The following is a 21,159-nucleotide window of genomic DNA, read 5'->3' on the forward strand; positions in this document are numbered from 1 at the left end:
CGATTCGGCCCTCACCACCCTGCCCGGATTTCCCCAGGTCAGAGCAGTGAGCGGACGATGAACCCAGAGTTTCGTGGTGAGTTGACGACGAGTTCGGACACCACGGCGGCGCGAATGCGTCACAGAATATGCGCGGGTTCTTCACCTCGTGCGAGATGCCGCCAGAGGAAGGTGTGCATCAGGGCGTTGTTGTGGGCTGACTGTTCATTGTCACTGGCACCCGCGTGCCCGCCCCCGGTGTTCTCGTGCAGCAGCACCCGGTGCCCGAGTTCGCGCAGGCGGGCGGCCGTCTTCCGGGCGTGGCCCGGGTGGACGCGGTCGTCGCGGGTGGAGGTCATCAGCAGGACCGGCGGGTAGACGCGGTCCGCGGCGAGCCGGTGGTAGGGGGAGAGCGCACGGAGGTGGGGGCGGTCCGCCTCGTCGTCCGGGTTGCCGTACTCGGCGATCCAGGACGCACCCGCGAGCAGCCGGTGGAAGCGGATCATGTCGAGCAGCGGCACCTGGGCGACGATCGCGCCGAAGAGTTCCGGGTGGCGGGTGAGCATCGCACCCATGAGCAGACCGCCGTTGCTGCCGCCCGCGGCGCCGAGCATGGCGGGAGTGGTGATGCCGCGCGCGACGAGGTCCTCGGCGACGGCCGCGAAGTCCTCGAAGGCCCGCGGCCGGTCGGCCCCGAGCGCCGCCCGGTGCCAGTCCGGTCCGTACTCCCCGCCGCCTCGGATGTTCGCGATCACGTAGGTTCCGCCCCGCTCCAGCCAGGCCCGTCCGCGCACGGATCCGTAGGAGGGGGTGAGGGAGACCTCGAAGCCGCCGTAGCCGTACAGCAGCGTGGGCCCGGGGCCGGTGAGGGCGCGGTCCGGGCCGATCGCGAAGTACGGCACGCGGGTGCCGTCCCGTGAGGTCGCGAAGAACTGCTCCACCGTCAGGCCGGCCGTGTCGAAGCGCGCCGGGGCCTGCTTGAGGATCTCCGTCTCGGCGCCGATCCGCCCCCGGTAGAGGGTGGAGGGCTGCAGGAACCCCGACACGTCGAGGAAGTACTCGTCGGAGACGTCGGGGTCGGTGTCCACGACGGTGACGGCGGACAGCGGAGGTACGTCGGTGAGCGGCTCGCGCGCCCAGGCGCCGCCCCCGGCGGTCGGGGTGAGGATCTCGATCCGGGTGCTGACGTCGCGCATCGTCTCCAGGAGCAGATGGTGGCGGGTCCAGCAGTGCCCGGCCAGCGCGGTCCGCTCGTCGGGGGTGAAGAGCACCTCCGCGGTGCGGTCGCCCGCCAGGAAGGCGTCGAGGTCGAAGGCCAGCAGGGAGCCGGCCGGCTGCCCGAGCCACTCGGACTTCAGGGTGACGATCAGGTACCGGCGATGGGCGTAGGCGCGGGCGTCCTCGGGGATGTCGATCTTCACGAGGGCCCCGTCGGGTTTCAGGAGGTACATCTCGCTGCGGTAGAAGTCCCTGGCGCGGCCGACGAAATCCCGCTCGAAACCGGGTGTGGTGTCGCGGGCCCCCCAAGCCGACACGTCCGAGGACTCGGCCTCGAAGACCATGGCCGCCTCCTCCAGCGGCGTGCCCCGCCGCCACCGGCGTACCGTGCGCGGATAGCCGGCGTCGGTCAGCGAGCCCGGGCCGAGGTCGGTGCCGACGAAGACGGTGTCGGCGTCGATCCACCCGATCCGCGTCTTCGCCTCCGGCACCCGGAAGCCCCCGTCGACGAAGGACCGGGTGGCGAGGTCGAACTCGCGGACCTCCACGGCGTCACCGCCGTCGCGCGACAGACACACCAGCGCCAGGTCGTCCTCGGGCCGGCGCACCCGCGCGCCCGCCCACACCCAGGGGACCCCCTCCGCCTCGGCGAGCGCGTCGACGTTGAGCAGGACCTCCCACTCGGGCTCGTCCTTGCGGTACCGCTCCAGCGTCGTGCGCCGCCACACTCCCCGCACGTTTCCGGCGTCCCGCCAGTAGTTGTAGAGGAAGGCGCCGCGCCGGGTCGTGTACGGGATGCGGTCCGAGGCGTCCAGCGCCTCCCGCAGTCGTTCCTTGAGGGAGACGAAGCCGTCGTCGGCGGTGAGTTCGGCCGCCGTCTCGGCGTTCCGCTCGGCCACCCACTCCAGCGCGGCCTCGCTCTCGACGTCTTCCAGCCACAGATACGGATCGTCATCGGTCACACACCGCATTGTGCCGCCGGTCGCCGCCCTCGCGCCTGCCGGAAACCTGCACATCGTGCCCGTGTTGGGGGCGGCCCCCTTCACGATTCCTCGACCGGGACGGGACGGAAGCCGTCCGGGTCGCCCTTTTCTGTCCCCTTACATTCCCGCCGCGTGGCAGGGCTCCGGAATCTGTTACTCGATCCTGCGAAGAAGGTGTCGGCATCCCGTGAATGTGGAGTCACGTACGTCGCCCGAGGTACACAACCGCCCGCGACGAAGCGTCAACTGAATTGGTCCGGTAACCCGTTCGCATGCTTTGATCGGCCACCTGCGGCCGCAGAAACGGATTCCCCCCCAACAAATGAAGGGTGCGCATCATGCGTCACGACCTTGAGACGGTAGAGATCTCCGACGCCGAGCTGGACGCCGTTTCCGGCGGTCTCGTCGCCGTCTCCGGTGGCCTCGCCGGCGCTGTGACCAGCGACGTCACGGGCCTGCTCGGCACCGTCGGTTCCCTCCAGACGGTCCAGGGTGTCGAGGGTCTCGCCACCGGCGTCCCCGGCCTTGCCCAGGGCATCACCGGCGTCTCGGTGAACACCGCCGGCATCACCGGTCTCGCCGGCCTCTGAGCCGAATATCGCCCGTGAACCCCGGAACCTCCCCCGGTTCCGGGGTTCATGGGCTCCCCCGTACCCGAACGTTTCGAATGCAGTCGAGGGAATAGTCCGTGCAGTTCCGCCAGAAGGCGCTTTCCAAGCTGCAATCACCCGAAGAACTCGATGTGCCGGTACGTTTCGCGCGCCCGCAGGGGCGCCTCGTGCTGGCCGTCACGGTCGTCGTCATCGCCGTCGCGGGCTACTGGGCCCTCACCGGCACGGTGGCGTCCAAGCTGAGCGCGCCCGGCGTCCTCACCCACGCCGAGGGCAGCTACCTGCTGCAGAGTCCCGTAGCCGGACAGGTCACCGACGTCCTCGTCGAGGAGGGCCGGTCCGTCTCCCCCGGGACGCCGGTGCTGACCGTCCGTACGGACAAGGGTGACCGGCCCGTGCGCGCGGTGGCGGGCGGCCGGGTGACCACACTCTTCGCCCGGATGGGCGCGGTCGTCACGACCGGCGCGGACGTGGCGACGGTGGAGCGCGTGACCGACCCGAAGGACCCGCTGGTGGCCATGTTGTACCTCCCGGGCGACGGCGCATCGACGCTCCAGGTGGGCGCGCGGGTCGACCTCGGCGTCCAGTCCGTCCCCCGTGACCGTTACGGCGTCCTGCGCGGGCGGGTGGAGGCCGTGAGCCGTACTCCCCAGACACGGGAGCAGATCGGCGCCTTCCTCGGCGACAGCGGGCTCGCCACGCAGTTCTCCCGGCAGGGCAACCCCGTCGCGGTGCTCGTGCGCCTCGACCGCTCCTCCTCCACACCGTCCGGCTACACCTGGTCCTCCACGGACGGGCCCCCGCACCCGATCGACTCCGGTACGCCGGTCACGGGCGCCGTCCACCTCTCCGCGCAGCGCCCCGTCGACTGGCTGCTGCCGTGACCGCGCCGGTGGAGTCCACACGGGACCGCGGCCGCTCCCGGTCCCGGGCCTCGGCGCGCCGGCTGCCGCCCGCCCGACGCCGCCGCGGGCCCGTGCCCAAGGGCCGGCGGCCCCGTACCGTACGCACACCCACCGTGCTCCAGATGGAGGCCGTCGAGTGCGGCGCCGCCGCCCTGGCGATGGTGCTCAGCCACTACGGCCGCTTCGTCCCCCTGGAGGAGCTGCGCATCGCCTGCGGCGTCTCCCGCGACGGGTCCCGCGCGAGCAACCTCCTGAAGGCGGCGCGCGGTTACGGCCTCCAGGCCAAGGGCATGCAGATGGACCTGGCGGCCCTCGCCGACGTGGCCGCCCCGGCCGTCCTGTTCTGGGAGTTCAACCACTACGTCGTCTACGACGGCATGGGGCGCCGCTTCGGCCGCAGGGGCGTGTACGTCAACGACCCCGGCAAGGGGCGCAGGTTCGTGCCGATGGACGAGTTCGACACGAGCTTCACCGGGATCGTGCTCACCTTCGAGCCCGGCCCCGGCTTCCGTCGGGGCGGCCGCAGGCCGGGCGTCATGGGCGCCCTGCCCGACCGGCTGCGCGGCACGTCCGGCACGATGGCCGCCGCGGTGATCTCCAGCCTGCTGCTGGTCGTCGTCGGTGCGTGGGTGCCCGCGCTGAGCCGTACGTACATCGACATGTTCCTCATCGGGAACCAGACGTCGCTGCTGAGCGTGCTCTTCGCGGCGATGGCGACCACCCTCGTCCTCACCGCGACGCTCACCGCGCTGCAACAGGCCAACCTGCTGCGCGGGCGCATCATCGCCTCCACACTCGGAAGCGCCCGCTTCCTGCGGCACCTGCTCCGACTCCCCCTCACGTTCTACGCCCAGCGGAACCCGGCCGATCTGGTCCAGCGTCTGCAGTCCAACGACGCGGTCGCCGAGACCCTCGCCCGCGACCTCGCCGCCGCGGGCGTGGACGCCGTCGTGGTGCTCCTCTACGCGGTGCTGCTGTGGACGTACGACCCGCAACTCACCGTCGTCGGCGTGCTGATCGCGCTCCTGAACGTGGTGGCCATGCGGATCGTGATCCAGCTGCGGGCCACCGACACACAGAAGCTGCGCGCCGAGAGCGCCCGGCTGACCAACACCTCGTACAGCGGTCTTCAGCTCATCGAGACGATGAAGGCGACCGGCGGCGAGAACGGCTTCTTCCGCCGCTGGGCCGGGCAGCACGCCACCACGCTCGACGTCCAGCAGCGGCTGGGCGTGCCCAGCGCCTGGCTGGCGGTCGTCGCGCCCACCCTGGCGGCGCTGAACAGCGCGCTGATCCTGATGATCGGCGGACTGCGGGCGGTGGAGGGGCATCTCTCCGTCGGTCTGCTCGTCGCCTTCCAGGCGTTGGTCACCAGCTTCACCGCGCCGATCACCCGTCTCAACGGCGTGGCGGGCAGGATCCAGGACTTCGCGGCGGACGTCGCCCGCCTCAAGGACGTCGAGAACTTCCCCGTCGACCCGGTCCACACGCGGCGCGAGCCGCCGGCCAGGACCCGCCGTCTGAAGGGCCATGTGGAGCTGGACGCCGTCACCTTCGGCTACAGCCCTCTGGACGCCCCGCTCCTGAAGGACTTCTCGCTCTCGGTGGGCCCCGGACAGCAGGTCGCGCTGGTCGGCGGCTCCGGCAGCGGCAAGTCGACGGTCTCCCGGCTTATCTCCGGCCTCTACACCCCGTGGGAGGGTGCCATCCGGATCGACGGGATGCGTCTGGAGGACATCCCGCGTGGCGCCTTGGCGGCCTCCGTCTCCTTCGTCGACCAGGACGTCTTCCTCTTCGAGGGCACGGTCCGCGACAACATCGCGCTGTGGGACCCCTCCGTCCCGGACGAGGCCGTCGTCGCCGCCCTGGAGGACGCGGCCGTGTACGACGTGGTCGCGCGCCGCCCCGGCGGGATCCACAGCCGGGTCGAGCAGGACGGCCGCAACTTCTCCGGCGGGCAGCGGCAGCGTCTGGAGATCGCCCGGGCCCTGGTGCGCCGCCCCAGCGTCATGGTCCTCGACGAGGTGACCAGCGCGCTGGACGCGGCGACCGAGCAGGTCATCATCGACAACCTGCGGCGCCGGGGCTGCGCCTGCGTGGTCATCGCCCACCGGCTGAGCACGGTGCGCGACAGCGACGAGATCGTGGTGCTCGACCGGGGCACGGTCGTGGAGCGCGGCCGTCACGCGTACCTGGTCGCCGCCGGCGGCGCGTACGCCGAACTGGTCAAGGAGCACTGAGGTGACGTTCCCTCACCAGCCGACGCACCCGTCCACGGTCGTCGTGGATCCCGTCGTCGCGGCCCTCGGCGCTCTGGGCACGACGGTCGACTGCACCGGCATGCGCAGTGTCCCCCTCGAAGGCCCGCACGTGGTGTGGCTGGTCGTCGAGGGCGCCATGGACCTGTTCGCCGTCGACGCCGCACAGCTCGGCCCCTGGCACTTCCTCGGCCGGCTGGAGGCGGGCACGCTGCTGCTCGGCCCTGTGGAGGGGCCCGAGCACACCCTGATCGGACGGCCGCTGGAGGGGTGCCTGCTGCGTCGCGTGGAACTGCGCGAGCTGTCGTTCGCCGGCGGGCAGTGGTACGAGGGGCAGTGGTACGCCGACCCGGATCCGTACGGCACCGCCGAGCCGCAGCTCAGCCCGCTCGAACACGCCTTCTCCCTCGGCATCGGCCGTGGCCTGCGCGTGCTCTACCAGGCGCCGCTGGACGGCCGCCCCGGCAACGAGGCCGGCGCGGCGGACGACGACGTCCTGTGGATGCAGATCGCCCCGGGCAGCGTGCGGTACGGCGCGGCGTACGAGGGGTACGGGGACGACGCCGCCGGGACCCTCCTCGTCGACCCGACGATGTGGCAGGGCATGGTCGACCAGCAGTTCCGGCTGCTGTACGCCCTGGACAGCTGGATCGAGCAGCTGGAGCGCGCCCACGAGGACCGTACGGCGGCCGGGATCGAGGCGGGCAGGGCCGCCCGGACCGAGGCGGACCAGGCGCTGCTGGCCTCCATCGGCCGGTCGGGCTCCGGTGCTTCGGGCGCGGGCCGGGGCGGCGCCGCGGGCCGGGGCTCCCGGGGACGGGCGAGCGACGACGCGACGTACGCCGTGTGCCGTCTGGTGGCCGGCGAGGCCCGGATCACGCTGGCCGGCCCGGCGGAGGCGATGGGCCTGCCCGGGCGCCTCGACCCCGTCGAACGGGTCGCGCTCGCCTCACGGATCCGTACGCGTGTCGTGCGGCTCGGCGGGCGGTGGTGGCGGGAGTACAGCGGGCCGCTCGTGGGGCGGCGCGAGGAGGACGCGAGCCCGGTCGCGCTGCTGTGGCGGCGTGGCCGGTACGAGGCCGTCGACCCCGCCACCGGCGAGCGCGAGCGCGTGGGAAAGGCCAACGCGGCGGCCTTCGAACCGCGCGCCGTGATGCTCTACCGTCCGCTGCCCGACCGGCCGTCGAGCCTGCCCGGGCTGGTGCGGTTCAGCCTGCTCGGCACCCGCGCGGAGCTGCGGACGCTGCTGCTGAGCGGGCTCGTCGCGGTCGGCCTGGGCGCCCTGGTGCCCATCGCGACGGGCAAGGTGCTCGGCGAGTACGTCCCCCGGGCGGAGAACGGTCTCATCGTGCAGACCGCGCTGGCGATCATCGCCACGAGCGTCGTCTCGGCCGCCTTCATGCTGCTCCAGAACATCTCCATCCTGCGTATGGAGGGCCGGATCGAGGCGACCCTCCAGCCCGCGGTCTGGGACCGGCTGCTCCGGCTGCCCACGACCTTCTTCACGGGCCGCTCCACCGGTGAACTGGCCAGCGCGGCCATGGGCATCAGCGCCATCCGCAGGGTGCTGTCCGGCATCGGACCGGTCGTCGTCCAGGCGGGCACGGTCGGCACGATGAACCTGGTCCTGCTGCTCGTCTACAGCGTCCCGCTGGCGCTGGCCGCGCTCGCCATGCTGCTCGTCATCGCGGCGGTCTTCCTGGGCCTCGGGCTGTGGCAACTGCGGTACCAGCGGCAGCTGATCCGGATCGGCAACAAGCTGAACAACCAGGCCTTCCAGACGCTGCGCGGGCTGTCGAAGCTGCGCGTGGCGGCGGCCGAGAGCTTCGCGTACGCCGCATGGGCGGGCGAGTTCGCCCGGACCCGTGAGCTGCAACAGCGCATCGGGCGGATCAAGAACGTCCTCACGGTGCTCGGCGCGGTCTGTCTGCCGCTGTGCACGCTGGTGATGTTCATGCTGCTCGCCGGACCGGCCCGCGGGTCGATGTCCGCAAGCGAGTTCCTCACGTTCAGCACGGCGGTGACCATGCTGCTGTCGTCGGTCACCCAGCTGACCGGCGCGCTGCTGTCGGCAGCGGCCGTGCAGCCGATGTTCGAACAGGTCAAGCCTGTGCTCCGGGAGACGCCCGAGGTCCGAGGCTCCAGCGCCCAGCCGGGCGAGCTGAGCGGGGCGATCGAGGCCGAGGGCCTGTCCTTCCGCTACACCGACGACGGTCCGCCGGTCCTCGACGGTGTCGGCTTCCAGGTGCGGCCCGGCGAGTTCGTGGCGATCGTCGGCGCCAGCGGCTGCGGCAAGTCGACGCTGCTGCGGCTGCTCATCGGCTTCGACAGGCCGACGTCCGGCGCTGTCCGCTACGACGGCCAGGATCTGGCGGCCCTCGACCAGGCGGCCGTGCGCCGCCAGTGCGGTGTCGTGCTGCAGAACGCGCAGCCGTTCTCCGGCTCGATCCTCGACTGCATCTGCGGCGCGGAGACGTTTCCGCTGGAGGACGTGTGGGCCGCGGCCGCGATGGCGGGTCTGGCCGAGGACATCAAGGCCATGCCGATGGGCCTGCACACGATGCTGTCCGACGGCGGGGGCACCATCTCGGGCGGCCAGCGCCAACGGCTGATGATCGCCCAGGCGCTGATCCGCCGGCCCCGGATCCTCTTCTTCGACGAGGCGACGAGCGCGCTCGACAACGAGGCCCAGCGGGTGGTCATCGAGTCGACGCGCGCGCTGAAGGCGACCCGCGTCGTGATCGCCCACCGGCTGTCCACGATCATGGACGCCGACCGGGTGATCGCGATGGCGGACGGCCGGATCGTCCAGCAGGGGTCGCCGGCGGAGCTGCTCGCGGACACGACCGGGCTCTTCCACGAGCTGGTCCGCCGCCAGTTGAGCTGACCCGGATCGCGCCCGGCAGCCGGACACCGTGTGTCAGGCGTCCCCGCGGGCCGGGCGGCGGGCCAGGTGGAGGCCGGTGGCCGTGGCGAGGAGCGTCACACAGCCGGTGAAGATCAGTCCGGCGTCGTCGAGGCCGACCCACTCCGTCAGCGCCCCGACGCCCACGACCGGCAGGGAGATGCCCGCGTAGGCGACTACGAAGAACGAGGAGACCGTCGCCGCCCGGTGCGCGGGCGGTGCCGCCTCGCCGACGGCGATCAGGCCGGCACGGAAGGCGAGGCCCTGGCCGATCCCGCCGCAGACCGCTCCGGCCACCAGCAGCGGCAGCGCCTCCACCCACAGGGACGCGCCGACGAGGAGGAGGCCGACGACCAGCACCAGGCAGCCGAGGGGCAGGGCGACGCGTACGGCCATCCTGGAGGTCCACGACTGTCCCACGGTGGAGGAGAGGAACACCGAGAAGACCACGAGGCCCGAGACGGCCAGGTTGGTGATCCCGAGCGTGTGCGAGACGAAGCTCGGCGCCACGGCGGTGAAGAGGCCGAGCAGCGAGAACCCGGCGAAGGCGGCGAGCGCCGCGGGCGTGAAGATGCCCCGGACCTCGGCCGGTACGTACAGACCCTGCGGCCTCGGCCGGGCCCCGAGCCGTGGTTCCGCGACCGTCTCCGGCAGGAACAGCACGATGACGCAGCCCACGACGACCAGCGCGAGGTGGGCCAGGAACGGCAGCTCCAGCGGCCTCGGGGCGTACTGCGCGAGGAGCCCGGAGAGCAGCGGTCCGCACCCGAGGCCGCCCATGTTCGCGGCGGTCGCGGCGAACCCCGCACGCGACTTCCGTTCCGGCCGCGCGAGCTCCAGGACGGTGACCGTCCCCGCCCCGCTCAGCAGCCCCGCCGAGAAGCCGGACAGCAGCCGGCCCGCGAACAGGAACGGCAGTCCGTCCTCGAACAGGAAGCAGAGCGCACTCGCCGCGGCCAGGCCCAGCGCCGTCCACAGGACGGGGCGGCGCCCCACCACGTCCGAGTGGTTGCCCACGAGCAGCAGGGTGGCGATGACGCCCACGGCGTAGCTGGCGAAGATCACCGTGACCATCAGCTCGGAGAAGCCGAGCTCCTCGCGGTACAGCCCGTAGAGCGGTGTGGGCAGCGTCGTGCCCGCCATGCCGATGGCGAAGACCACGGCCGCCGCCACATAGCCGAGGTGCCGGTCGCGGCGGGGGGCGCGCCGGGACGGAGCGGTCGCGCGGCTCATCCCGACACCCCGGCGCGGGCCAGGGAGAAGACGCCGAGGACGATCAGACCGACGCCCACCAGCTCCGGGACCAGCCACCATCCCATGCGTACGTTCTCCTCGTAGATCAGGATGCCCAGCATCAGACTCACCGTGGCGTCGCCGAGGGTCAGCGCGGGCTGGGAGGCGACCAGGGGCCCGCCCTGCATGGCGTGTTCGAGCAGCAGGAGGGCCGCGATCCCGGCGACGCAGAAGGCGTACGTCTGCCAGGCCGTCAGAAACGCGGTCACACCGCCGTCGTCCAGGATGTGCATGGACGTCTTCATCAGGCCGGCCGTGAGCGCGTAACAGATCGCCGTGGCGGCGCCGAGGCACCCGGCACGGGCCCGGCCCGGAGGTCTGCGCAGGCCGACCGTGGTCAGGGCCACCACCGCGGCGGCGCACACCACGAGGGCCGGTACCCAGCGGTCCAGCGGCACGTGCGTACGGTTCCCGTCGGGCGAGGCCGCCATGAGGGCCACCCCGAGCCCCGCCACCACCGCGGCCACCGCCAGCCACTGTGCCGACGGGAGCCGCTCCCGTGACATCAGCGAGGCGAGCAACAGCGCGAGCGGAAGCTCGAGCACGAACAGTGGTTGTACGAGCGCCAGCGGGCCGGTCGCCAGGGCCGCCGCCTGTCCCACGCCGGCGACGATCACCGCGAGGATGCCGGCGAGCCAGAGCGGGCGCTTCAGCAGATCGAGGATCAGGCCGGGCCGGAACGAGTCGGTCTGACGGACGGTGAGCGCGGCACGGCGCTGCAGCACGGTGGCGAGCGCGTTGCTGAACGCGGCGCAGAACGCGAAGAGAACCGGCAGGACGACGCCCATCCTCCGATACTCACCGGCATCGGTCGGCGGCCCGGCGCCGACACCGGCCCGGGCACCGGGTTCACCCTGTACGCGCCGCTCCTGAGCCCGGTCGGCCGAATACCGGGCCTCGGGCGTGGCCCGCGCGGCTCAGGGTGGTACGTCGTTGGCCATGCAGCAAGGCACACCGCCGCCGGTGATCCCGTTCCTCCGTACCGCCGCCGCGTACGCGTGGCGGCTGCTCGTCGTCGGGGCGCTGGTCTACAGCCTGTTCGCCGTCCTCGGGCGTTTCCACGAGATCGGCGTGGCCGTGTTCCTCGGCCTGGTGGTCACCGCGCTGCTGCGCCCGGTGGCCGATCTGGTCGCCAAGGGGCTGCCCCGGCCGCTGGCGGTGACCGTCACCATCCTCGGCAGCATCGCCCTGGTCCTCGGCGTCCTCGCGCTGGTCGGCGAGGCGGTGGAGCATGACCGGACCACGCTGGTACGCGAGTTCCGTGAGGGCATCGACCGGATCGAGGACTGGCTGGAGCGCCCGCCGTTCCGGCTGAACCCGGAGGCGCTCTCGGACGTCCAGGGCAGGATCGGACAGTTCCTCTCCAGCCACCGCTCGACGCTGATCAGCGAGGCGATGAGCGGGGCGCACCGGCTGGTGGCGGTGCTGACCACGCTGGCCCTGGCGCTGTTCTGTTCGGTGTTCTTCATCCACTCGGGTGACCGGCAGTGGGCGTGGCTGCGCGAGCAGCTGCCCGGGACGGTACGCGTGCGCATGGACATCGGCGGCCGCGCGGCTTGGCGTACGTTCACCGGGTACACGCACGGCATCGTGCTGGTCGCCGCGGTGAACGCGGTGCTCGTCGGTCTCGCCCTCTGGCTGCTCGGCGTTCCGCTGGCGGTCCCGCTGGCGCTGCTCGAGTTCATGGCCGCCTTCGTCCCGCTGATCGGCTCGCCGATCGCGCTGGCCGTCGCCGCGATCGTGGCGCTGGCCTCGCAGGGCCCCTGGGTGGCGGCGATCGTGGTCGCCCTGATCGTGGTCATCGGTCAGATCGAGGGGCATCTGCTGCACCCGCTCGTGATGAGCTGGGCCGTACGGCTGCATCCGCTGGTGGTGGCCATCTCGGTGATCGCGGGGGCGATCGCCGCGGGTGTCGTGGGGGCGGTGGTGGCGGTGCCGATGGTGTCGGTGGCCTGGGCGGTCTACACGGAGCTGCGGGACGCGCGCGAGGCCGCCGAGGGCGATCCGGGGGCGGCCGACCCGGCGGTGCGACAGTGAAGGCCATGGACGTCGAGCAGGTCATCGACGAGCTGTACGGGGTCGCGCCGGAGGAGTTCGTGGCGGCCCGTGACGCCCGGACGGCAGAGGCGCGCAAGGCCGGGGACGCGGCCGATGCGCAGCGGATCGCCGCGCTGCGCCGCCCCACGCTGGCCGCCTGGGCCTCGAACCGGTTCGTACGGGAACGGCCGGAGGACGTCCGGCGGCTGCTCACGCTCGGCGAGACGCTCCAGGAGGCCACCCGTCTGCTGGACGCGACGAAGATGCGCGAGGCCGTCGGCGTGCAGAACAAGGTGATCGCCGCCGAGGTCCGGGAGGCGGCGGCGGTCGCCGACGAGGCGGGTCACCCGCTGAGCGCCTCGGTCCGCCAGGAGGTCGAGCAGCTCTTCCGCGCGGTTCTCGCAGACCCGGACATCGCGGCGGAATGGTCGGCGGGTCGCCTGGTGAAAGCCCCGGAGGGCCCGGTGGGCTTCGGCTCGATCGTCCCCGAGACCCTCCCGCCACGCCCCGAGCCGCAGCGCCGCGCCCAGCCGGACGCCCGCGCCCGCGCGGCGGCGGAGAAGGCGGCGGAGAAGGCGGCGGCAGAAGCGGCCGAGGCAGCGCAGGAGGCGGCCGCCGAAGCGCGTCGCAAGGACGGGGAGCTCCAGGCGGCGGAGGCCCGTGCGAAGGAGGTGGACGACCGCGTGGTCGCGCTCGAGGACCGGCTGCGCGAGGCGAGATCGGAACAGCGGACGGCCCGGAAGGCGGCGAAGGAGGCGGTGCGGGCGGCGCGCGAAGCCCACGCCCGCGCCGACAAGGCCCGTACGGGCCGGGCGTGATGGCCGTGCGAGGATGTCGATCATGGAGCCTGAAGACGCCTGGAGCGCGGGACCCGTCGGCGATGCGGACACCGGGCCCGACGATCTGCTGCGGAAGGTGGAGCAGGCGGCCCGCGGGCTGCCGGGCGGGCGGGTGGTGACGGCGGTCGTCGTGTGCGAGCGATGCGGAGCGGGGGGCGTCGCGTCGGCCGAGTTCGAGGTGTGGGAAGGCGAGTGCTTCTGCGTGGGCTGCCTCCTGCCGATCGACGCAGACGTCCTGACCACCACCTTCCGACGGACCGGCGCCCTCAGCGGTGTCCCGTGGACCCTCACGCCCTCACAGACCCTGCCCTGCCCCTCCCCCGCCCCGGCGGGCTACCTCTCGTGCCCCGAGGGGCACGGAGTGTTCCAGGTGGCGGTCGCGCTGGTCCTCGACGGGGAGGCGTCGGTGCGGGCCGTCTCGGCCGGCCTTCGGTGCCCGGAGGACGGCGGGCTGCGCTTGTTGCTCGACAACGCGCCCATGGCCGCGACCCCGGCCTGAGGCGCACCGATGACGTCGTCCCGTCAAGGAACTAGGGTCCGTTCATGTCCTTCGATACGGATCGTGTCGCCGGGTACGCGGACATCCTCGCGACAGTGGGCGACACCCCCTATACGCGTATGGCGTTGTCCCCGCAGTCGACCGCGTACGTCACCGATCGCACCGTCGCGTGGCTCACCCGGACCCCGTGGGCGTCTCTGGTCTCCCTGAACACGAACTCGGAGGCCGCGGCCGAGCTGTTCATGGAGCTGCGCCGGTCCGGCAGGATTCCCGACGGGTCCTGGCTGAGGGTGCCGCTTCCGGCCCGGCGCTTCCACGGCCTCCCCGGTGTCCGCCTGCGCGAGGAATGGCAGTTCCGCTGGACGACCAGCGAGCCGCCCGTCCACACGAGGGAGGCCGAGGTGGCCCTCATCTCAACGGCCCACTACGACGCGTTGGAAGAGCTGCTGCGCGTGGGGAACCCCGACACCGTGGTCCGCGCCCGGGCCCGGGGCATCCACGGGTGGTACGGCATCTGGGAAGGCGGTCAACTGGTGGCCTGCGGTGCCGATCGCAGCTTCGGGGGCGTCGGATACCTCGCGGCGATCACGGTCAGGCCGGGGCGTCGCCGGGAAGGGCTCGGCACCGCGCTCACGGCCGCCATGACACGGCGGCTGATCGCCGGCACGGGCGCCGTGGGGCTGGGGGTCAACACCGGCAATCACGGGGCCATCGACCTGTACAAGCGGCTCGGCTTCCACGAGGCGGTCGAGGTCGCGACGTTCGAGGTCTCCGACGGGGGAGGCCACGGTCACTCCTGGTCCGCGGGCTGAGCGGGCAGCCATCGTTCGTTGCCGTGCCGCCATCCTCGCTTCTGCGCCTCCGAGGCATGGGCCTCCAGCCAGTCCCAGAGACTCTGGATGTTGAGGCCGACCTCGCTGGAAAGGGGAACGAACTGATGGCGGAAGGAGGCGGCGTACCACCAGTAGAACGTGTCGCCGAAGAGCCTCGGAACGCACTTCCGCTCGATCGCGTCGTGCTCGATGGCCAGCCACAGGCGTTCGAAGAAGTGGACGACCAGCCGCAGGTCGTGAGCCGTTTCGGGGCCCAGCTCCTGCTCCAGTTCGAGGTACGTCCGGCCCTGGTGGCGTCTCACCGCCGCGCCCGCTCTGTACCGCGCGTGGAGTAACTCCGTACCGTGCAGCTCACGGTGCATGTCGAACGCCATCACCAGACGATCGCGCCTCGTGGTGGAGAACCAGCTCAGTCCGCCGCCGACCAGCACGCCCAGGACCGTTATCAAGCCACCGACCAAGAACTCCATCCGTGTCCCCCCGCAGACCCCGGCAGTCCTCGCCATGGTCCTGGACGGCATCGGGCCGGGCAAGAGCCGGGCACGGTCCTTCCTCGCCGGGCCTCAGCCGCCGAAGGCGACACCCGGCAGGCCCTGGCCCGCGGCCCGCAGGACGAGCAGGGAACCGGCCAGCGGGTGAGGGCGGGCCCCACCGGTGCGGGCCGTGGTGATGTACAGGTCCCGCCGCTCCGGGCCGCCGAAGGCGCAGGCCGTGGGGCGCCGCACCGGGAGCGGGACGACGCGGTCCAGGGTGCCGTCCGGGGTGTACCGGCGGATCTGTGCGCCGTCCCAGAGCGCGACCCAGACGCAGCCGTCCGCGTCGACCGTGAGCCCGTCGGGGAAGCCCGCGCCGGGCTCGATCGTCACGAAGGGGCGGCGGTGGGTGGCGAGTTCGGCGCCGGTGGGGCAGACGTCGATGCGGCGCGTGGGGCTGTCGACGTAGTACATGAGGGAGCCGTCCGGGCTCCAGCCGATGCCGTTGCTGACCGTCACCCCGGGAAGGGCCTCGTGCGCGGTGCCGTCGGGGGCGAGGCGGACGAGGTTGCCGCCGCCGGGTGCCTCGTCGTAGCGCATGGTGCCCGCCCAGAGCGCCCCGTCGGGGGCCACGGCGGCGTCGTTGCCACGGCGGCCCGGCACGGGGTCGCGCAGGAGCCAGGCGAAGGCGCCGTCCCGGGCGTACCGCCCTATGCCGTCCCGGAGGTTGACCACGAGGCCGCCATCCGCGCAGGGCTTCGCCGCGCCGACGTGCTGCTCGGTGGCCATGACGGTGCGCCGGCCGGTGGCCGGGCTGTAGGTGTGGACGCGCGAGCCGAGGATGTCGACCCAGATCAGCCGCTGCGCGGCCGCGTCCCAGGTGGGTCCCTCGCCCAGTGCCGCCTCCTCGCGCACCGCGACCGCGAGGCCGGCGCTCATCGTGTGCCCCGGTGACCGAGCCGTACGGAGAGGTCGGCGGCGCCCTTGGCGGCCAGCTCCGCGAGCTCCCGCTCCCGGTCCTCGCTCCAGCGGATCACCGGCACGGAGACGGAGAGCGCCGCGACGACCCGCCCTGAGCTGTCGCGGACGGGGGCGGCGACACAGCTCACGTCCGGGTTGGACTCCTGGTGTTCGACGGCGACGCCCCGCTCGCGGATCTCGGTGAGGGCGGCGCGCAGCGCGTCGTGGCCAGTGATGCTGTTCGGCGTCATCCCGACCAGCTCGCGCCCGTCGATCCGGCTGTCCAGCTCGGCCGGCGGCAGGGAGGCGAGCAGCATCTTGCCGACGGCGGTGCAGTGCGCGGGGAGCCTGCGGCCAGCGGCCGAGACCATGCGGACCGCGTGGGTGGAGTCCACCTTGGCGACGTAGATGACGTCGGTGTCCTCCAGGAGCGCGACGTGGACGGTCTCGTCGCAGATCGCGGCGACCTCGCAGGCCACCTGCCGCCCCTCGGCCGCGAGGTCCAGCTGCTCCGCGTACCGGCTGCCGAGCTGGTAGGTCCGCACGCCCAGCCGGTAGCGGCCGGGCTGTTCGGGGACGGGCACGAGGTAGTTGCGGGCGGCCAGCGTGGTGAGCAGCTCGTGCACGGTGGTGCGCGGGAGCCGGAGCCTGCGGACGACGTCCGGGGCGGAGAGTGTCTCGTCGCCCGTCAGGAACAGCTCCAGTATGTCCAGCGCCCTGCTCACCGCGGGAACCTGTCGCCCCATCGCCGCTCACCCACCCCTCGTGTCCGGCCTCGTTCGGTATTCCGGCCGGTGACCGATATCGCGAACACAGGCTAACCACAGGCCTCTTCATCCGGCAACGGCCGCGCGATCCGTTGACAGGTTCCCGACCAGCCCCTACGGTCACGCCTACATTTCGAACGTGTGACGAAATTTCGAACGAGACCGAGGGGCAACTGCCGTGCGTATCACGGGAATCAGCACTCATGTCGTCGGAACTCCCTGGCGCAACCTCACCTATGTGCTCGTCCACACCGACGAGGGACTGACGGGCGTGGGTGAGACCCGCATGCTCGGCCACACCGACGCGCTGCTCGGCTACCTCCGCGAGGCGGAGGCCAACCACATCGCCGGTTCCGACCCGTTCGCCGTCGAGGACCTGGTCCGCCGGATGAAGTACGGGGACTTCGGGCGGGCGGGCGAGATCGTGATGTCGGGCATCGCGGTGGTCGAGATGGCCTGCTGGGACATCAAGGGCAAGGCGCTCGGGGTGCCGGTCTGGCAGCTGCTCGGCGGGAAGGTGACCGACCGGGTCAAGGCGTACGCCAACGGCTGGTACACCACCGAGCGGACCCCGGAGGCGTACCACAAGGCCGCGCGCGCGGTGATCGAGCGGGGCTACCAGGCCCTGAAGATCGACCCGTTCGGAACCGGGCACCTCGAACTGTCGCACCAGGACACGCTGTACGCGATCTCCCTGATCGAGGCGGTACGGGACGCCATCGGGCCGGACGCCGAACTCATGCTGGAGATGCACGGGCGCTTCTCGCCGGCCACGGCGATCAGGCTGGCCCGGGAGATGGCACCGTTCCGCCCGGCCTGGCTGGAGGAACCGGTACCACCCGAGAATCTTAAGGCGCTGGAGAAGGTGGCGGCCAAGGTGGACCTCCCGATCGCGACGGGTGAACGGGTCCACGACCGGATCGAGTTCCGTGAGCTGTTCGAGAGCCAGGCCGTCGACATCCTCCAGCCGGACGTCGGCCACCTCGGCGGCATCTGGGAGACCCGGAAGCTGGCCGCGACCGCCGAGACGCACTACATGATGGTCGCCCCGCACAACGTCGGCGGTCCGGTGCTCACCGCCGCCTCCCTCCAGGTCGGCTTCACCGCGCCGAACTTCAAGATCCTGGAGCACTTCAACGACTTCGCGGACGCGGAGATCAAGAAGGTCGTCAAGGGCGCGCCCCAGGTGGTGGACGGCTACTTCCACCTCTCGGAGGCGCCCGGTCTCGGCGTCGAGCTCGACACGGACGCGGCGGCCGAGTTCCCGCAGCAGCAGGCCCGCTTCGACCTGTGGGCGGACGGCTGGGAGCGGCGCGCCCCCGCGACGCGGGGCGGCGGCGCGTGAGCGGCGCACCGGGCGGCCCCGGCCTCGCGGTCGTCGTCGACGCCCCGGGGGAGCACCGCCTGGTCCCGCACGAACCGGTCCCGCCCGGGCCCGGGGAGGCGCTGGTACGGGTGTACGCGAGCGGTGTCTGCGGCAGTGACCGCGAGGTGTACCGGGGCACCCGGCCCGAGGGGTTCGTGCGGTACCCGCTCACGCCCGGCCACGAGTGGTCGGGGACGGTGGCCCAGGTCGGCGCGGGCGTCCCCGAGGAGCTCGTCGGCAGGAAGGTGGTCGGCGAGGGCTTCCGCGGCTGCCAGGTCTGCGAACGTTGTCATACGGGCAACACCACGCTCTGCACGGCCGGGTACGACGAGACCGGGTTCACCCGGCCGGGCGCGATGGCGCCCACGCTGACGCTCCCGGCCCGGCTGCTCCACGTACTCCCGGACGACGCCGATCTGGCGGCGGCCGCCCTTCTGGAGCCGGCCGCCTGTGTGGCGGCCGCGACGCTCGCGGCGGCTCCACGGCCGGGCGAACGCGTCGCCGTCGTCGGTGCGGGGACCCTGGGGCAGATCGCCGTCCAGCTGCTGGCCGCCTCCTCGCCCGCCGAGCTGTACGTGGTGGAGCCCCGGCGTGAACGGGCCGAGGCGGCACGGGAGTTCGGGGCGACCACCGTCGTCGGGGCGGCGCAGGAGACGGACGGCCGGTGCGATCTGGTCCTGGAGGCCGCCGGGGCCCCTGGCTCCGCCCGCACCGCCGTGGACCTCGCCCGCAGGGGTGGCCGGGTCGTGCTCACCGGTATCCCCGGCCCCGGAGCGACGGGCCTCGACCCCGCGGCGCTGGTCACCCGTCGGCTGACCCTGCACACGGTCTTCGGCGCGCCGCCCGCAGCCTGGGCCCATGCCGTACGCGCCTTCGGGGCGGGCCTGCTCGACCTCGCCGCGCTGGTGACGCACGAGCTGCCCCTCTCCGCGTTCCCGCAGGCCATCGAGCTGATGGGATCCGGTGACCCCAAGGTCGGGAAGGTGCTGCTGCGGCCCTGACACCCGGAAGCCCCCACGGCCCGCGCCCAGGCCCCGTGCGCCCGGAGGTCCGGACCCGTACCGGCCCACCCACACCCACAATTCCGAACCTTGTCCGAAATATCGAACACGGAGGACCGCTCGTGACCGAAGCTCCGCCTTCCGCGCCCCGGCGCCCCGGCGAACACGCCCTCGCCGTCCTCGGGCTCGGCTCCCCCGCCCCCTCCCCCGCGGACGCTTCCCCGCACTCCTTCCCGGACGGCGGCACCTGGCGGACCGAGGTGCCGTCCGTGGAAGGACCCGAGGCGCTGGAGGCGGTCCTGGAGGAGTCCGCACGGCTCGACGTGCCGGTCCACCGGGTCAGCCAGGGCAGCGGCGTCTGGATGCTCACGGACGGCGAGATCACCGGGATGGTGCACGCGGCCGCCGAACGCTCCGTCGAACTCTGTCTGTTCACCGGCCCCCGCGGCACCTGGGACATCGGCGGCTCGGTCCGCAGCGACTCCCGGGGCGGCGGCCTGCGCGCTCGCGGCCATGACGCGGTCGCCGGCTGCGTGGAGGACGCCGTCCGCGCCACCGCACTCGGTGTCCGGTGCCTGCTGGTGGCGGACGAGGGCGTGCTGTGGACGCTGCACCGGGCCCGGTGCCACGGGGTGATCCCAGCCGACACCACGCTGAAGGTCTCGGCGCTGATCGGCCCCGTGAACCCCGCCGCGTACGCCGTCCATGAGCGCCTGGGCGCCGACTCGGTGAACGTACCGAGCGATCTTCCGCTCGCCCATCTCACCGAGATCCGCCGGGTGAGCGCCGCGCCGATGGACATGTACATCGAGGCGCCCGACGACCTGGGCGGCTACGTCCGGATGTACGAGGTCGCCGAGCTGATCCGCCGCGGCGCCCCGCTGTATCTCAAGTTCGGTCTGTCGAAGGCGCCCTCGCTCTACCCCTCCGGCCTGCATCTGCGCGAGACCGTGCTCGCCACCGCCCGCGAGCGGGTGCGCCGCGGCCGGCTCGCCCTGGACCTGCTGGCCCGGCACGGCGCGGACGGCGGGATGTCCCCGCTCGGCTCGCGGCTGCCCGGCCCGCTGCACCGCTTCCCCGACCCGATCCACCACACCGACAAGGACTGATGACATGCGTATCCGCAGTGCCGCCTCCGCCACCGTCCTCGCGACCGCTCTCGCCGTCGTCCTCTCCGCCTGCGGCCAGAGCGGCGCGGGCGGCGCCAAGGAGGAGAAGGACGCCGAGGAGCTGACGGTGGGCATCGCGATGCCCACCAAGTCCTCCGAACGCTGGATCGCCGACGGCAGGAACATGGTGAGCAGCCTGGAGAAGTACGGCTACCGGACGACCCTCCAGTACGGCGAGGACGACCCGGACCAGCAGGTCTCGCAGATCGAGAACATGATCACCCAGGGCGTCGACGCCCTGGTGGTCGCGGCCATCGACGGCCGGGCGCTCGCCAATGTGCTCCAGCAGGCGGCGGACGCGAAGATCCCGGTGATCTCCTACGACCGGCTCATCCTCGGCTCGCCGAACGTCGACTACTACGCCTCCTTCGACAACGAGAAGGTCGGCGAGCTCCAGGGCGGCTATCTCGTCGAGAAGCTCGGCCTCGAGGACGGCAGCGAGAAGGGCCCCTTCAACATCGAACTGTTCGCCGGTTCGAACGACGACAACAACACCCGCTACTTCTTCCAGGGCGCCATGAACGTCCTCCAGCCGTACATCGACAAGAAGCAGCTGGTCGTCAGGTCCGGCCAGACCCGGCTCAACCAGGTGACGACGCTGCGCTGGGACGGCGGCCAGGCCCAGAAGCGCATGGACGACCTGCTCACCTCCTCGTACGCGAAGGAGCGGGTGGACGCGGTCCTCTCGCCGTACGACGGCATCTCCATCGGCATCCTTTCGGCCCTGAAGTCCGACGACTACGGCAGCGCGAGCAAGCCGCTGCCCGTCGTGACCGGGCAGGACGCCGAGGTCGCCTCCGTGAAGTCGATCATCGCGGGAGAACAGACCCAGACGGTCTACAAGGACACCCGCGAACTGGCCAAGGTCGCCGCGCAGATGGTCAACGCGCTCTTCGAGGGCAAGAAGCCCGAGGTCAACGACACCACGACGTACGACAACGAGAAGAAGGTCGTCCCCGCCTTCCTGCTCGACCCGGTGAGCGTCGACAAGTCCAACTACCAGGGTGTGCTGGTCGATTCCGGCTACATCAAGGCGAGCGACCTCAACTAGACCTCGACCGGA

Annotated in this window: 18 protein-coding genes; 12 read left to right on the plus strand and 6 right to left on the minus strand. The window is 72.1% G+C overall.

Annotation, left to right across the window (positions count from 1 at the left end):
• Window positions 1–119: 119 nt before the first annotated feature.
• Window positions 120–2,168, minus strand: coding sequence for a prolyl oligopeptidase family serine peptidase (locus ACZ3OF_RS30325; protein WP_467307939.1), 2,049 nt, complete (start codon window positions 2,166–2,168; stop codon window positions 120–122).
• A gap of 350 nt (window positions 2,169–2,518) precedes the next feature.
• Between ACZ3OF_RS30325 and ACZ3OF_RS30330 the strand changes: the two genes are divergently transcribed.
• The 4 genes from ACZ3OF_RS30330 to ACZ3OF_RS30345 all read left to right on the plus strand — a co-directional run bounded on the left by ACZ3OF_RS30330 (window position 2,519) and on the right by ACZ3OF_RS30345 (window position 8,841).
• Window positions 2,519–2,770: a hypothetical protein gene (locus ACZ3OF_RS30330; protein ID WP_361431809.1), complete on the plus strand. Its 252-nt coding sequence runs from the start codon at window positions 2,519–2,521 to the stop codon at window positions 2,768–2,770.
• Between the two features lie 98 nt (window positions 2,771–2,868).
• The gene (locus ACZ3OF_RS30335) at window positions 2,869–3,675 is read left to right on the plus strand and encodes a biotin/lipoyl-containing protein (protein ID WP_361676025.1); all 807 of its coding nucleotides are present in this window, start codon (window positions 2,869–2,871) and stop codon (window positions 3,673–3,675) included.
• On the plus strand, window positions 3,660–5,936 hold the full coding sequence (locus ACZ3OF_RS30340; RefSeq protein ID WP_467308018.1) for an NHLP family bacteriocin export ABC transporter peptidase/permease/ATPase subunit: 2,277 nt from the start codon (window positions 3,660–3,662) through the stop codon (window positions 5,934–5,936). Before ACZ3OF_RS30335 ends, ACZ3OF_RS30340 begins: the two co-directional genes overlap by 16 nt.
• 1 nt (window position 5,937) lies before the next feature.
• Window positions 5,938–8,841 carry an NHLP bacteriocin export ABC transporter permease/ATPase subunit gene (locus ACZ3OF_RS30345; RefSeq protein ID WP_467307942.1) on the plus strand — a complete coding sequence of 968 codons (2,904 nt, stop codon included), beginning with the start codon at window positions 5,938–5,940 and terminating at the stop codon, window positions 8,839–8,841.
• A 33-nt stretch (window positions 8,842–8,874) separates the two neighbouring features.
• On the opposite strand, the gene ACZ3OF_RS30350 is transcribed toward ACZ3OF_RS30345, so the two are convergent.
• Window positions 8,875–10,092, minus strand: coding sequence for an MFS transporter (locus ACZ3OF_RS30350; protein WP_467307944.1), 1,218 nt, complete (start codon window positions 10,090–10,092; stop codon window positions 8,875–8,877).
• Window positions 10,089–10,940 (minus strand): DMT family transporter, encoded by an 852-nt coding sequence (locus ACZ3OF_RS30355; protein WP_361676013.1) that lies wholly within the window; start codon window positions 10,938–10,940, stop codon window positions 10,089–10,091. The genes ACZ3OF_RS30350 and ACZ3OF_RS30355 overlap by 4 nt, the downstream gene beginning before the upstream one ends.
• Window positions 10,941–11,091: 151 nt before the next feature.
• Here ACZ3OF_RS30355 and ACZ3OF_RS30360 point away from each other — a divergent pair, with 151 nt between their 5' ends.
• The 4 genes from ACZ3OF_RS30360 to ACZ3OF_RS30375 are packed head-to-tail and all read left to right on the plus strand — an operon-like array spanning window position 11,092 to window position 14,339.
• Window positions 11,092–12,189: an AI-2E family transporter gene (locus tag ACZ3OF_RS30360; protein WP_361676011.1), complete on the plus strand. Its 1,098-nt coding sequence runs from the start codon at window positions 11,092–11,094 to the stop codon at window positions 12,187–12,189.
• Window positions 12,190–12,194: 5 nt separating this feature from the next.
• Entirely contained in the window at window positions 12,195–13,007 is an 813-nt protein-coding gene (locus ACZ3OF_RS30365) for a hypothetical protein (protein WP_467307947.1), read from the plus strand.
• A 22-nt stretch (window positions 13,008–13,029) separates the two neighbouring features.
• On the plus strand, window positions 13,030–13,527 hold the full coding sequence (locus ACZ3OF_RS30370; RefSeq protein ID WP_361676005.1) for a hypothetical protein: 498 nt from the start codon (window positions 13,030–13,032) through the stop codon (window positions 13,525–13,527).
• Window positions 13,528–13,571: 44 nt separating this feature from the next.
• Window positions 13,572–14,339 (plus strand): GNAT family N-acetyltransferase, encoded by a 768-nt coding sequence (locus ACZ3OF_RS30375; protein WP_467307950.1) that lies wholly within the window; start codon window positions 13,572–13,574, stop codon window positions 14,337–14,339.
• Here ACZ3OF_RS30375 and ACZ3OF_RS30380 read toward each other — a convergent pair.
• From ACZ3OF_RS30380 to ACZ3OF_RS30390, 3 genes are all read right to left on the minus strand, one after another.
• The gene (locus tag ACZ3OF_RS30380) at window positions 14,318–14,830 is read right to left on the minus strand and encodes a hypothetical protein (RefSeq protein WP_361675999.1); all 513 of its coding nucleotides are present in this window, start codon (window positions 14,828–14,830) and stop codon (window positions 14,318–14,320) included. The two genes, ACZ3OF_RS30375 and ACZ3OF_RS30380, sit on opposite strands and share 22 nt — an antisense overlap.
• A gap of 93 nt (window positions 14,831–14,923) precedes the next feature.
• Window positions 14,924–15,772: an SMP-30/gluconolactonase/LRE family protein gene (locus ACZ3OF_RS30385; RefSeq protein WP_361675996.1), complete on the minus strand. Its 849-nt coding sequence runs from the start codon at window positions 15,770–15,772 to the stop codon at window positions 14,924–14,926.
• Complete coding sequence (locus ACZ3OF_RS30390) at window positions 15,769–16,539, minus strand: IclR family transcriptional regulator (RefSeq protein WP_361675993.1); 771 nt, start codon at window positions 16,537–16,539, stop codon at window positions 15,769–15,771. Before ACZ3OF_RS30390 ends, ACZ3OF_RS30385 begins: the two co-directional genes overlap by 4 nt.
• Window positions 16,540–16,738: 199 nt before the next feature.
• On the opposite strand from ACZ3OF_RS30390, the gene ACZ3OF_RS30395 reads away from it, so the two are divergent.
• From ACZ3OF_RS30395 to chvE, 4 genes are all read left to right on the plus strand, one after another.
• Window positions 16,739–17,905: a mandelate racemase/muconate lactonizing enzyme family protein gene (locus tag ACZ3OF_RS30395; protein ID WP_361675990.1), complete on the plus strand. Its 1,167-nt coding sequence runs from the start codon at window positions 16,739–16,741 to the stop codon at window positions 17,903–17,905.
• Window positions 17,902–18,927, plus strand: coding sequence for a zinc-dependent alcohol dehydrogenase (locus ACZ3OF_RS30400; protein WP_361675987.1), 1,026 nt, complete (start codon window positions 17,902–17,904; stop codon window positions 18,925–18,927). The genes ACZ3OF_RS30395 and ACZ3OF_RS30400 overlap by 4 nt, the downstream gene beginning before the upstream one ends.
• Before the next feature lie 122 nt (window positions 18,928–19,049).
• On the plus strand, window positions 19,050–20,036 hold the full coding sequence (locus tag ACZ3OF_RS30405; protein ID WP_467307953.1) for a hypothetical protein: 987 nt from the start codon (window positions 19,050–19,052) through the stop codon (window positions 20,034–20,036).
• A 4-nt stretch (window positions 20,037–20,040) separates the two neighbouring features.
• The gene (gene chvE, locus ACZ3OF_RS30410; protein WP_361675981.1) at window positions 20,041–21,147 is read left to right on the plus strand and encodes a multiple monosaccharide ABC transporter substrate-binding protein; all 1,107 of its coding nucleotides are present in this window, start codon (window positions 20,041–20,043) and stop codon (window positions 21,145–21,147) included.
• The last annotated feature ends 12 nt before the right edge of the window (window positions 21,148–21,159 follow it).

This window comes from Streptomyces sp. NPDC022552 (genome assembly GCF_055561875.1).